This is a genomic window from Actinoplanes sp. NPDC051859, assembly GCF_044452725.1.
Lineage (GTDB): Bacteria > Actinomycetota > Actinomycetes > Mycobacteriales > Micromonosporaceae > Actinoplanes.
Genome location: NZ_JBITBX010000021.1, coordinates 43,343 through 57,336 on the forward strand (window position 1 = coordinate 43,343; position 13,994 = coordinate 57,336).

4 protein-coding genes are annotated in these 13,994 nt (G+C 68.5%); all 4 read left to right on the plus strand.

Annotation, left to right across the window (positions count from 1 at the left end):
- The first annotated feature begins 12 nt into the window (after positions 1 to 12).
- The gene (gene panD, locus ACIA1L_RS31605) at positions 13 to 426 is read left to right on the plus strand and encodes an aspartate 1-decarboxylase (protein WP_396076708.1); all 414 of its coding nucleotides are present in this window, start codon (positions 13 to 15) and stop codon (positions 424 to 426) included.
- Entirely contained in the window at positions 427 to 2,055 is a 1,629-nt protein-coding gene (locus ACIA1L_RS31610) for a (2,3-dihydroxybenzoyl)adenylate synthase (RefSeq protein WP_396076709.1), read from the plus strand. It begins immediately after the preceding gene.
- Positions 2,056 to 2,091: 36 nt separating this feature from the next.
- Positions 2,092 to 12,165, plus strand: a complete 10,074-nt coding sequence (locus tag ACIA1L_RS31615; protein ID WP_396076710.1) for an amino acid adenylation domain-containing protein — start codon at positions 2,092 to 2,094, stop codon at positions 12,163 to 12,165.
- A gap of 54 nt (positions 12,166 to 12,219) precedes the next feature.
- Positions 12,220 to 13,994: AMP-binding protein (locus ACIA1L_RS31620; RefSeq protein WP_396076711.1), on the plus strand; the 1,775-nt coding region annotated here is incomplete at its 3' end.

A 13,994-nucleotide genomic window follows, 5' to 3' on the forward strand; every position in this document is an offset into this window, starting at 1 on the left:
AAGGAGTACAGCGTGCTACGAACCGTCCTCGGCGGAAAGATTCACCGTGCCACGGTCACGCAGGCCGATCTGCACTACGTGGGCTCGATCACCATTGACGAGAATCTCGTGCGGGCCGCGGGTCTGGTCGAAGGCGAGAAGGTCCAGGTCGTCGACATCACCAACGGCGCTCGCATCGAGACCTACGTGATCACCGGCACCGCCGGCGGTGGACAGATCTGCATCAACGGCGCCGCGGCCCACCTGGTGCGCCCGGGCGACCTGGTCATCATCATGTCCTACCTGCTCGCCGAGGATGCTGAGCTGATCACGCACGAGCCCCGGGTCGTCCACGTCGACGCCGACAACCGGATCGTCGCGTTGGGGAGCGACCCGGCCGAGCCGGTGCCGGGCGCGGTCGACCAGATCTCGTCCAGGCAGCTCTAGATGACCGTGCTCGAACCGCTCGTCCTCGACGGTTTCGTGCCCTACCCAGAGGACGTCGCCACCCGGTACCGGGCGGAAGGCTTCTGGACTGACCAGACGATGCCGGAGCCGCTGTTCGCCACGATCGCGCGGGTGCCCGACAAACGCGCGATCGTGTCCGGAGAAACCACGATCACCTACGCAGAACTGGGCGATCGTATCCTCCGGCTCGCCGCAGGACTGCGTCACCTCGGCGTCCGCCGCGGCGACCGGGTCGTCGTGCACCTGCCGAACATCGAAGAGTTCATCGCCTTCGTCTACGCGTTCTGGGAGATCGGCGCCATCCCCGTCTTCGCGCCGGTGGCACACCGCCGTACGGAAATCGAGCACTTCGTCGAGGTGACCGAAGCCCGGGTGTACGTCACCGTCGCCGCGCACGACGGCGCCGACCTGGCGGCGCTGGCGGCGGAGCTCAAGGCGACCTGGCCCAGCCTGGAGCACACCGTCGTGCTGGACGCCGACGGCGGCGGCGGCGCCGACCTCGACCGGCTGTTGGCCCACGACCCGCTGCCGCACGAGCGGCGATCGCTCCCGGGCGATGTCGCCCTGCTGCAGATGTCCGGCGGCACCACCGGTCGACCCAAGCTGATCCCGCACACCAGCGAGACCTATCTGCACTCGGTGCGGCAGAGCATCCCGATCTGCGGCATCACCGAGGACTCCGTGCAGCTCACCGCCGTGCCGATCTGTCACAGCATGTCGGTGCGATCACCGGGATTCCTCGGCATCCTCAGTGTCGGCGGAACGGTGGTGCTGGCTAAGGACGGCAGCCCCGACACCGTGTTCCCGCTCATCGAGCGGCACCGGGTCACCCAGTCGTCCATCGTGCCGCCGCTCCTGCTGGCCTGGCTGAACTCCTCGCTCAAGGACCGCTACGACCTGTCCAGCCTGGTCAGCCTGCACGTCGGCGGAGCCCGGCTGAGCATGGAGGCGGCCCGCCGGGTGCGGCCCGAGCTCGACGTCATCCTCCAGCAGGGCTTCGGGATGGCCGAGGGCCTCGTCAACTACAACCGGTTCGACGTGGACGAAGAGACGAGCGTCCGGTGCCAGGGCAGCCCGATCTCGCCCGGTGACGAACTGCTCGTGCTCGACGACGCCGGTTCCCCGGTGCCGCCCGGCACGCCGGGACACCTGCTGACCCGCGGGCCGACCACGATCCGCGGCTACTACCGCGATCCCGTGGAGAACGCCCGGAGCTTCACCCCCGACGGCTTCTACCGCACCGGCGACATCATCGAGCGCTACGAGAACGGCTACCTGGCCGTGGTGGGACGGTCCAAGGACCAGATCAACCGGGGCGGCGAGAAGGTCGCGCCGGAGGAGGTGGAGAACCTCATCCTCGGCCACGAAGGCGTGCACGACGTCTCCGTCGTCGGCGTCCCCGACCGGATCCTCGGCGAGCGGGTCAAGGCGTTCGTGGTCCCGCGCGAAGGTGCGGACCCGGCCACGCTGAAGCTGAGCGCCATCCGGAAGTACCTCCGGGAGCGTGGCCTCGCCGCCTACAAGCTGCCGGATGCGCTGGAAGTCGTCGCCGAGTTCCCCCAGACGGCGGTCGGCAAGGTCAGCAAACGTCTGCAACGGACCCAGTAGGACCAGGACAAACCTTCTCCAGAACGGAACGCGCCGGTGGACACTGACGAGCGACTGGCGCTGTCGGCCAGCCAACGTGGGATCTGGGCCGCACAGAGGTTGTTCGCCGAGCCGGGCGCGTTCCGGGCGGGGGAGGTCACCTGGCTGCCGGGTGCGGTGAACACCGCCGCGTTTGCCGAGGCAGTGGGCCAGGCCTTCGCCGAAACCGACGCGCTGCGCGTCCGCTTCCACGACAACGAAGGCACGCCGTTCCAGGCTGTGGACCGGGCGCGCAGTCTCGAGACCACCGTGGTGGACAAGCCGCACAGCGATGCGGCCATCCGGGATCTGCTGCGCGCCTCGTTCCGCGATGACCCGGGCGGCGCGCCGGAGCTGTCGACGGCATCGGTGTTGCTGCGCCGTACCGACGGAACCTGGGCCTGGTTCTTCTCTGCGGACAACATCCTGCTCGACGGGTACAGCGTCACCCTGTTCGTCCGGCGGGTGGCGGAGATCTACACCGCTGCGGTGCACGGCGACAACATCCCCAGCGCCTGGTTCGGCCGGCTGGCTGACGCCCTGCCGGCGCTGTCCGAGCAGCCGCTTTCGGAACCGGAAGCGGTCGAGCACTGGCGCCGGCTGCTGGACGTGGACCTTGCCGAGGAACGGTCTTCCGGCGACTTGGCCGACCTTTTCTCGTTCTCCTACCGGCCCGTCCGCCTGCGGCTGCCGGTCGACGGGTTCGACCGCCTCCGGGCGTACGCGCGAAGCACCCGGGCGAACTGGACCGATGTGCTCATCGCGCTCTGGGGGCTCTACACGTCGTTTGCCGACCGGCGAGCCGACATCGCGGTGCGGGTTCCGTTCATGATGCGAGATGCTCCCAGCCTCTTGCGTACCCCTGGGGCGGTGTCGAGGGTTCTGCCGGTGGTGGCCTCGATCGGCCCGCGGCAGACGCTCGGCGGTCTGATCGAAGCCGTGGGTAGGCAGACGCGGCTGGTCAAGAAGCACGCCATGGTGGAGGACCACCAGATCACCCGGTGTTGGCCCGGAAGTGACCTTTCCTACTTCAGGCTGCCCTCGATCAACATCAAGCTCTTCGACTTCACCGCCCGGTTCGGCCCGGTGCTCGGCACGGTAGAGACCCTCAATCCCGGGCAGATCGGAAAGCTGGACCTTTCGGTCTACAGCGATCCGGTCGACGGGCTGCGCCTCGAGCTGGCCGGCCACGAGTCGGCTGGCACCATCGCCGAGGTGGAGGGACATGCGGTCGCCTTCGCCCGGTTCCTCGACCGGGTGCTCGACTCAGCGCCGGACCTGACCCTCCACGACCTCGCCGAAGCCACCTTCCCGGTCTCGGACACCTCCGCCGCTCTCGCCTCCGCGGACACCGTCGATGTCCCGGACTTGTCAGTGGATGGGTTGTTGCGGGCCCGGTTCGCGGCGGTTTCGGAGACGACGGCACTGGTCGCTGACGGTGGGGTCCTGTGCTCCTTCAGGGAGCTGGATGCCCGCGTGGCGGCGTTTGCCGCCGTGCTGCACGGTGCCGGGGTGCGGGCTGGCGGCCGGGTTGCGGTGGTGTTGCCGCGTTCGGTGGAGCGGGTTGTTGCGGTGCTCGGTGTGTTGCGTGCCGGGGCGGTGTGTGTGCCGGTGGATCCGGGCTATCCGGGTGAGCGGGTGGGCCAGATTGTTGCTGACTCGGGTGCGGTGGCGGTGGTTGCCGCGTCGGGTGTGGAGTCGACGGGTCGGGTTGCGGGGCCGGTGGATGATGCGGCGTTCGTGATTTTCACGTCGGGTACGACGGGTCGGCCGAAGGGTGTGGTGCTTTCGCATGGGGCGGTGGTGAACCGCTTGGTGTGGGGTGCTCGGGTGCTGGATCTTGGTCCGGGCGCGCTTGCTCTGGCGAAGTCGAGCGTGGGTTTCGTGGACGCGGTGACGGAGTTGTTGGCGCCGTTGGCGGCAGGGGCGGGCGTCGTGGTGGTGCCGGATGAGGTCGCGGGAGATCCGGTTGCGGTGGTGGCAGCCGTGCATCGCTTCGGGGCGACGCATCTGCTGACGGTGCCGGGTTTGGCTGATGTGGTGGCTCGGGTGCCGGGCGCGGTGCGGCAGTTGGCTTCGCTGCGGCAGTGGGTGTGCTCGGGTGAGGTGCTTTCCCCGGCGACGGTAGAGGCGATGCGGCAGGTTGCGCCGGGCGCGGTGCTGCGCAACTTCTACGGGTCCACCGAGGTCACCGGTGACGCAACGGCGGCGGGTGCCTCTGCCGCGATCGGCGTTCCTGTGCCGGGTGCCCGGGTACGGGTACTGGATGCCTGGTTGCGGCCGGTCGCGCCGGGTGCGGTGGGCGAGCTGTATGTCGGTGGTGTGCAGCTGGCGCAGGGTTATGCCGGTCGTGGTGCGCTGACAGCGGACCGGTTTGTTGCCGGTGACGGTGGTGTGCGCTGGTACCGGACCGGCGATCTGGTGCGGTGGGATGCGCTAATCGGCGGATTGGTGTTCGTCGGTCGGGCGGATGATCAGGTGAAGATCCGGGGCTTCCGGATCGAGCTGGAAGAGGTCCGTAACGCCTTGGAGTCGAGTCCCCTGGTGTCGGGGGCGGTGGTGGTCGCCTTGGATCATCCGGCGGGTGGCAGGTTCTTGGCGGCTTATGTCACGGGTGACGTGAGTGTTGATGAGCTTCGTGCGTACGTTGCGGGGTTGGTGCCGGACTATATGGTGCCGGTTTCGTTCACGGTGTTGGCGGAGTTCCCGCGGACGGCGAATGGGAAGTTGGATCGGCGGGCGTTGCCGGAGCCTGATGTGGGTTCGGTGGGTGGTCGGGCGCCGGAGTCGGAGTCTGAGCGGCTGCTTGCGGGGGTGTTCCGTGAGGTGTTGCGTTTCGGTGGGGATCTGTCGGCTGACGACGATTTTTTCCGGCTAGGCGGGGATTCGCTGCTGGCGACGCGTGTGGTGGCTCGGGTGGGGTCGGGGTTGTCGCTGCGGGATGTGTTCAACGCGCCGACGATTGCGGGGCTGGCCCACCTCATCGACACCCGCCGCTCGGGTGGGCTGGAGTTGGCACGGCTGGGTGCGATTGCGCGACCCGCGGTGGCACCGGCCTCCTACGGTCAGCAGGCGCTGTGGGTGGTCGACCAGTTCGGTGGGCCCGGCGCGCGGTATGTGGTGCCGCTGGTGCTGCGGTTCTCCGGCAGCCTGGACGAGGTCGCGCTGGGAGCGGCGGTCCGGGACGTGGTGGCCCGGCACGAAGCGTTGCGGACCCTGATCGTCGAACGGGACGGACAGCTGTGTCAGCTTGTCGTCTCGATCCAGGACGCACTCTCCCGACTCGCCCTGGCTGTCGAGGATGCCACCGAGGCTCGGGTCGCCGAAATCGTGCAGGCTCGGTTCGACCTGGGTACGGAGATTCCCGTCAGGGCCGCGTTGTTGCGGGCTGCCGCCGCTGAGTGGGTCCTGGTGTTGGCCGTGCACCATCACGCGATCGACGAGTGGTCCTTCCCGTCGTTGCTGGGCGATCTGTCGCGGGCGTACCGGGCCCGGGCGTTGGGCGACGAGCCGGCGTGGGCGCCTTTGCCGGTGCAGTATGCGGATTTCGCGGTGTGGCAGCGACACGCGCTGGGCGCCGTCGACGATCCGAGCTCCGGGCTGGCCCGGCACCTGGCCTATTGGCGCGGGGCTTTGGCGGGTGCGCCCGCGGAGTCAGGGATCAGTGCGGACCGCTTGCCTGGCGGGGTGCCGTCGCATGTGGGTGTGGACCTGGAGTTCGGCGTAGCTGCGGGCACGGTGTCCGCGCTGCGGGACTGGGCTGCAGCGCAGGGCCTGACGATGTTCATGGTGATGCAGGCTGCTGCGGCCCTGACGGTGTCGGCATTGGGCGGCGGCGACGATGTGGTGATCGGTTCTCCGGTGGGCGGCCGCACCGAGGCCGGTCTCGAGGATCTCGTCGGCTACTTCGTGAACACTTTGCCGTTCCGGCACCGGATCGGTGCGGGGGACCGGCTGACGGACGTGCTGGGTCGGGCCCGTGCCGTGGTGCTGGACGGGCTCGAACACCAGGCGGCGCCGTTCGAGCAGATCGCGGCGGCGGCCGGGGCGGATCGAGCGGCGAATCGCAATCCGCTCTTCCAGGTGTTGGTGACGTATCGGCACCTGGCCGACCGGGGAGTCCTGGAGCCGCGGTTCCCGGGTGCCGACGTGCGGTTGGAGCGGGCGTCGCTGGGCGCGGTGAAGACCGACCTGGATCTCTATCTGACCGATACTCCGGAGGCTGTCACTGGTTTCCTCAGCTATGCCGTGGACCTCTTCGACGCGGCGACTGCTGAGCGGTTCGTGGCGGTGTTCGTCCGGGTCTTGGACGCTTTGGCGAGGTCCCCGCACGCCCGTGTGGCGGACCTTGATCTGGTGGAGGTGCCCGCGCCTCTGGTGACACCTGCTGTCTCGGTGGATTCCTCGGTGGATGGTCTATTGCGGGCCCGGTCCGCGGCGGTTCCGGAGGCGACGGCACTAATCTCCGACGGGGTCTCGTGGTCTTATGCGGAGCTGGATGCGCGGGTGGCGGAGTTCGCTGCCCTGCTGCATGGTGCGGGGGTGCGGCCTGGGGGCCGGGTTGCGGTGGTGTTGCCGCGTTCGGTGGAGCGGGTTGTTGCGGTGCTCGGTGTGCTGCGTGCCGGGGCGGTGTGCGTGCCGGTGGATCCGGGCTATCCAGCTCAGCGGGTGCAGTGGATTCTCGATGACTCAGGTGCGGTGGCGGTGGTCAGCCCATCGGGTGTGGAGTCGACGGGTCGGGTTGCGGGGCCGGTGGATGATGCGGCGTTCGTGATCTTCACGTCGGGTACGACGGGCCGGCCGAAGGGTGTGGTGCTTTCCCACCAATCGGTGGTGAACCGGCTGGTGTGGGGCGCTGAGGTGCTCGGCCTTGGTTCGGAAAGCCGGGCACTGGTGAAGAGCAGTGTCGGTTTCGTGGACGCGATGACGGAGCTGCTGGCGCCACTGTCCGCAGGAGCTGCCGTGGTGATCGCCGGTAATGAGGTTGCGGGGGATCCGCTCGCGGTGGTGGCGGCGGTGCAGCGCTTCGGGGTGACGCATCTGCTGACGGTGCCGGGCTTGGCTGATGTAGTCGCTCGGGTGCCGGGCGCGATGCGGCAGCTCGGGTCACTGCGGCAATGGGTGTGCTCGGGTGAAGTGCTGACCGCATCGACGATGGAAGCGATGCAGCAGGTCGCGCCGGGCGCGGCACTGCGCAATTTCTACGGGTCGACGGAAGTCACCGGTGACGCGACGGCGGCGATGGACGCGGAAATGCCAGGTATCGGCAGTCCGGTGCCGGGAGCCGAGGTACGGGTGCTCGATGCCTGGTTGCGGCCGGTCGGATCGGGCGTGGTCGGCGAGTTGTACGTCGGTGGCGTGCAGCTGGCGCAGGGTTATGCCGGTCGTGGTGCGCTGACGGCGGACCGTTTTGTTGCCGGTGACGGTGGTCAGCGTTGGTACCGGACCGGCGATCTGGTGCGCTGGGACGCTCAGGGCGGTCTGGTGTTCGTCGGTCGTGCGGATGACCAGGTGAAGATCCGGGGCTTCCGGATCGAGCTGGAGGAGATCCGCAGCGCCCTGGAATCGTGCCCTTCGGTGACCGGGGCGGTGGTAGTCGCGCGGGATCATCCGGCGGGCGGCCAGTATCTGGCCGCGTATGTCACCGGTGACGCGGATGTGGCAGACCTCCGCTCGTTTGTGGCGGCATTGGTGCCGGATTACATGGTGCCGGCTTCGTTCACGGTGTTGGCGGAGTTCCCGCGGACGGCGAATGGGAAGTTGGATCGGCGGGCGTTGCCGGAGCCTGATGTGGGTTCGGTGGGTGGTCGGGCGCCGGAGTCGGAGTCTGAGCGGCTGCTTGCGGGGGTGTTCCGTGAGGTGTTGCGTTTCGGTGGGGATCTGTCGGCTGACGACGATTTTTTCCGGCTAGGCGGGGATTCGCTGCTGGCGACGCGTGTGGTGGCTCGGGTGGGGTCGGGGTTGTCGCTGCGGGATGTGTTCAACGCGCCGACGATTGCGGGGCTGGCCCACCTCATCGACACCCACCGCGTCGAGGAGGGCCCGCGGGTGCGGGTAGGCGAGTTGCCGCGGCCTACCACCGTGCCGGCATCGTACGGGCAGCAGGCATTGTGGCTGGTAGACCAGCTTGGCGGACCCGGTGGCCGATATGTCGTGCCGGTATCGCTGCGGCTGACCGGAAGCCTGGACGAGGCCGCGCTGCGAGCGGCGATTCAGGACGTGCTGTCCCGGCACGAGGTGCTGCGGACGCTGTTGGTGGAGCGGGACGGTCAGCTGCAGCAGATCGTCGCACCTACCGCGGACATCCTGGTTGTCGACGACTTCACCGAAGCGCGCCTCGCCGATTTCGTCCGGGCCCGATTCGACCTGGCTACCGACCTTCCTGCCCGAGCCGCACTGCTCCGGGTCGCTGCCGCCGAGTGGATGCTGGTGCTGGCGATACACCACCACGCCATCGACGAATGGTCGCTTCCGGTGCTCCTGGACGACCTGTCGACGGCCTACCATGCCCGCACTGACAACATCTCGCCGGCGTGGGAGCCGTTGCGGGTGCAGTACGCGGACTACGCCGTGTGGCAGCGCGCGTCAGAGTCGGCAGCACAGCTGGAATTCTGGCGCGGTGCACTTGCGGATGTGGCGGCGGAATCGGGGATCAGCGCGGATCGGTTGCCCGGCGGGACCCCGTCGCATGTGGGGCGGGATATCGAGTTCGGTGTTGCCGCGGACACGGTGTCGGCGTTGCGGGGTTGGGTTGCGGCGCAGGGCTTGACGATGTTCATGGTCGTACAGGCCGCTGCGGCGTTGACAGTGTCGGCGTTGGGCGGTGGCGACGATGTGGTGATCGGCTCTCCGGTCGGCGGTCGCACCGAGGACGGCCTGGAAGATCTGGTCGGCTATTTCGTGAACACTGTGCCGTTCCGGCATCGGATTACGGCGGGGGACCGGCTGGTCGATGTGGTGGGCCGGGCCCGGACGGTGGTGCTGGACGCCCTGGCGCATCAGGATACGCCGTTCGAGCAGATCGCGGCGGTGGCCGGGGTGGACCGGGTGGTGCATCGCAATCCGGTCTTCCAGGTGTTGGCGACGTATCGGCATGTAGCTGATCCCGGTGTGTTGGAGCCGAAGTTCCCGGGTGTCGATGTGCGGTTGGAGCGCACGTCGCTCGGCGCGGTCAAGACTGATCTGGATCTGTATCTGACGGATTCGCCGCAGGGCATCACCGGTTTCCTCAGCTACGCCGTCGATTTGTTCGATGCGCCGACGGCCGAGCGGTTCGTGGCGGTATTCGGGCGGGTGCTGGATGCGTTGGCGGCTGCCCCCCAGGCGCGGGTCGCTGATCTCGATCTGGTGGCTGCGCCTGCGGTAGCGGAACTGCCGGCCGTTGCGGTGGACCTGTCGGTGGACGGGTTGGTGCGGCGAGGTTTTGCGGCGGGTTCGAGCGGATCAGCGGTGGTGGCCGACGGGGTGCTGCTGTCGTTCGCGGAGTTGAACGAGCGGGTGGACGCATTTGCGGGTGCGTTGGCGGGTGCGGGCGTCAGGACCGGCGGCCGGGTTGCGGTGGTGTTGCCGCGTTCGGTGGAGCGGGTTGTTGCGGTGCTCGGTGTGTTGCGTGCCGGGGCGGTGTGTGTGCCGGTGGATCCGGGCTATCCGGCTGAGCGGGTGGGCCAGATTGTTGCTGACTCGGGTGCGGTGGCGGTGGTTGCCGCGTCGGGTGTGGAGTCGACGGGTCGGGTTGCGGGGCCGGTGGATGATGCGGCGTTCGTGATTTTCACGTCGGGTACGACGGGTCGGCCGAAGGGTGTGGTGCTTTCGCATGGGGCGGTGGTGAACCGCTTGGTGTGGGGTGCTCGGGTGCTGGATCTTGGTCCGGGCGCGCTTGCTCTGGCGAAGTCGAGCGTGGGTTTCGTGGACGCGGTGACGGAGTTGTTGGCGCCGTTGGCGGCGGGCGCGGGTGTGGTGGTGGTGCCGGACGAGGTGGCGAATGATCCGGTTGCGGTGCTGGCGGCTGTGCGTCGTCATGGGGTGACGCATCTGCTGACGGTGCCGGGTTTGGCTGATGTGGTGGCTCGGGTGCCGGGCGCGGTGCGGTCGTTGGGGTCGTTGCGGTCGTGGGTGTGCTCGGGTGAAGTGCTGACTGCGTCGACGGTGGCGGCGATGCGGGAGGTCGCGCCGGCTGCGGTGCTGCGCAACTTCTACGGGTCGACTGAGGTGACTGGCGACGCGACCGTGGCCGATGCTGGGGCCGGGATCGGTGGTTCGGTTCCGGGTGTCCAGGTGCGGGTGCTGGATGCCTGGTTGCGGCCGGTCGGATCGGGTGTGGTCGGCGAGCTGTATGTCGGTGGTGTGCAGCTGGCTGAGGGTTATGCCGGTCGTGGTGCGCTGACAGCGGACCGGTTTGTTGCCGGCGACGGTGGTGTGCGCTGGTACCGGACCGGCGATCTGGTTCGCTGGAACGACCGGGGTCAGTTGGATTTCCTTGGTCGCGCTGATGATCAGGTGAAGATCCGGGGCTTCCGAATCGAGCTGGAAGAGGTCCGTAACGCCTTGGAGTCGAGTCCCCTGGTGTCGGGGGCGGTGGTGGTCGCCTTGGATCATCCGGCGGGTGGCAAGTTCTTGGCGGCTTATGTCACGGGTGACGTGAGTGTTGATGAGCTTCGTGCGTACGTTGCGGGGTTGGTGCCGGACTATATGGTGCCGGTTTCGTTCACGGTGTTGGCGGAGTTCCCGCGGACGGCGAATGGGAAGTTGGATCGGCGGGCGTTGCCGGAGCCTGATGTGGGTTCGGTGGGTGGTCGGGCGCCGGAGTCGGAGTCTGAGCGGCTGCTTGCGGGGGTGTTCCGTGAGGTGTTGCGTTTCGGTGGAGATCTGTCGGCCGACGACGACTTCTTCCGCTTGGGCGGCGACAGCATCCTTGCCGCCCGCCTGGTGTCCGCCGCGCTCGCCCTCGACCTGCCGTTGACGCTCCGCGACGTTTTCGAGCAACGCACCGTCGCCGCGCTTGCTCGAATCCTCCCCGCCTCGGGTGCCGAGAAAGCTCCGACCGCCGAACAGCCCGTGGCCGAACCGATTCCGGTGCCGGTGTCGTCGATCCTCGAGCGGCTGCGTGAGTCGGGCGCCGATCCGAACGCCTGGATCTACACAGAGAGCTTCGAGGTCAGCGGTCACCCCGAGCTCAGCGATGCGTACGCCGCCCTCGTTGCGGGCACCGACGCGTTGCGGATCTCGGTGCAGTGCGTCAACCGGCGCCTGTGGCTGAGTCACATCGAGCCGGGGACCCGAGCGGTGGTTGCCGAATCCGCCGGCGCCGACCAGGAGTCTGTGCGCGCGACGGCCAAGGATCTGGTAGACGTCATGGGCGGCGCACCTGCGGCCCTGGCCTTCGCGCGGACGCCGACCACCACGATTGTCGCCCTTGCCGTGCACGCCGCAGCTGCGGACCGTGCCTCGGCCCACCGCCTTGCTGACAATCTGCGAGGCGGGGCGGACAACACCGGTCTCTCTGGGCTCGGACCGGCGCTGGAGGCCGTCGAGGCGGCGGGAACGGCTGTGCCCGCAACGGAGCTGGACCGGTGGCAGATCCTGCTCAAGCAGCTGGCCCCGGTCGATGACGGCCTCTTCGCGCCGGGTCGGAGCGACACTTTCGACTGGGTCGGCGTGCACACCGACGACGCCGTGCGGCAGGCGCTGCGCCGAGCACTGTGGACGGCGGGCGTCACTGGTGGACTCGTCGACGAGGAAATCACTCTCGACGCAGGGACCGCGCCGTTGCCGCCGGGTCCGTTCACGGCGACCACGCCTGTGCCTGCCGACGGTGCGGAACGCACGGCAAGCCCGGAGTTTCCCCTGCTGCGGCATCACAACCAGGCCGGGCGACGCGCGCTGCGACGCGCTCCGGCACCGTATGTCCTCCTTACCCGGGTGTACGGGCCGGTGGACGATCGGCCGGAAGGTGTCGAGACGCTCTACCGCGCGGTCATCCGCTATCGCCTCGGCCCGGGCGCCGCCACGGTCACGATTCTCGGCCTCGACACCCAGGTTGCCGCGGCTGTGCGGAACGCCCTGACCGGTGCGGTCGTGGAGCCGCCGAGCTGAGTTCCGTACCCATCGCTTTGTGTTGATCTCTGGTTTTTGATCTTGGAGGGTTTCATGACTGGCCGACTTGTCCCGCTGTCCCGGGCTCAGCACGGCGTGTGGGCGGCGCAGCGGCTGGTGCCCGAGGCGACGGCGTTCCGGGTCGGCCAGCTGCTGTGGCTGGACGGGGCGATCGACGCCGCTGTCTTCGCAGAAGCTGTCGACCGCGCCTTTGCCGAGGCCGATACGCTGCGAACCCGCTTCACCGAGGTTGACGGCACGGCGTTCCAGGTGGTCGACGAGTCCATGGCCCTGCCCACCCTGGTCGTCGACGAGCCGGTCGGCGACGAGGCCATCCGGCACCGGGTGCGGGCCACCTATCACGCGATCATCGACGTCACCCAGCCGTCGCGCTCCGAGTCGGTCCTGTTCCGACGGGACAACGACACCTGGGCCTGGGCGTTCACCACCCACCACCTCGTGCTGGACGCGTACGGTCTGTCGCTGTTCACCCGCCGGGTCGCCGAGATCTACACCGCCCGGCTGCACGGCACCGAGCCCGCGGCTCGCTGGTTCGGCAGCTGGTCGACCGTGGTGGAGACGGCGTCCAACGGTGCGGCGGAGAGCCTCCCGGACAGCTGGACGACTCTCTTCGCGGAAGCCGAACCGCTCGGTTACGCGGTCAACGCCACCGTCGACCAGCTGTTCGCGCTCTCGCACCAGCACGTTGCCGTCCCGCTGGCGGTTGACGCCTGGCAGCGGCTGACCGAACGCGCCCGGCAGTCGCGCGTGAGCTGGACGGGCTACCTGACCGCGCTGTGGGGGCTCTACGCCGCTCTCGCGGAGGGCCGCCGCGAGCTGATCGTGCGCGTGCCGTTCATGATGCGCGACGATGCGGCTGCGCTGCGCACACCCGGCATGCTGGTGAACTCCCTCCCCGTGGTGGCGGCATTGACCGGAACGTCGTCGCTGGACGAGATCGTGAACAGCGTGGCGCGGCAGCTCCGCACCACCGGCCGGGACCGGAGCCTGACCGAGGATCAGGTGGCCCGCAGCTGGCCGGGCGGCGAGTTCGACTACCTGTGCCTGCCGGTCATCAATATCAAGGCGTTCGATTACACGGCCGTCTTCGGAGACGTGCACGGCCGGCAGGAGACCGTCAACGCCGGCCCGGTCGGGCGTCTCGAACTGACCGTCTACTCAGACCCGGTGCACGGCTCCCGGCTGGAGCTCGCCGGCCACGAGTCGCTGATCGGATTCGACCGGCTGGCCGACCACGCGGAAAGCTTCGCGACCTTCGTGACGTCGGTGCTCGACGGCGACACCAACACCGCGATCGGCGCGCTGCCGACCAACGGCGTTCCGGCGGTGGCGGGTGCACCTCTGGATGTGCGCCGGGCAACGCTGGATGAGTTGATTCGTGCGCAGGTGTTGGCGACGCCGGATGGTGTCGCGGTCGTGGGCGCTGACGGCAGCAGCCTGTCGTATGCCGAGTTTGATGCCCGGGTGGATGGGGTGGCGCGGGCACTGCTGGACCGGGGTGTCCAGATTGGTGATCGGGTGGCTGTGCGGTTGCCGCGGTCGGTGGACCTGGTGGAGACCTTGGCGGCGGTGGTGCGTATTGGTGCGGCTTTTGTGCCGATCGACATCGCGTATCCGCAGGAGCGCGTGCAGGCCATTTTGGAGGATGCGGCTGCGGTTTTGTTGGTGTCGGAGCCGTTGGCGGGTGTGCCGGGTTCGAGCCCGTTAATCTCTCGGCCGTTGTCGCCGTTGGATGTGGCGTATGTGATTTTCACGTCGGGGACCACGGGCCGGCCGAAGGGTGTCGCTGTTTCGCATCAGGCGATTGT

Coding starts and splice junctions, on each gene's coding strand:
- ACIA1L_RS31610 (WP_396076709.1), top strand. CDS start 427: ATGACCGTGCTCGAACCGCTCGTCCTCGACGGTTTCGTGCCCTACCCA.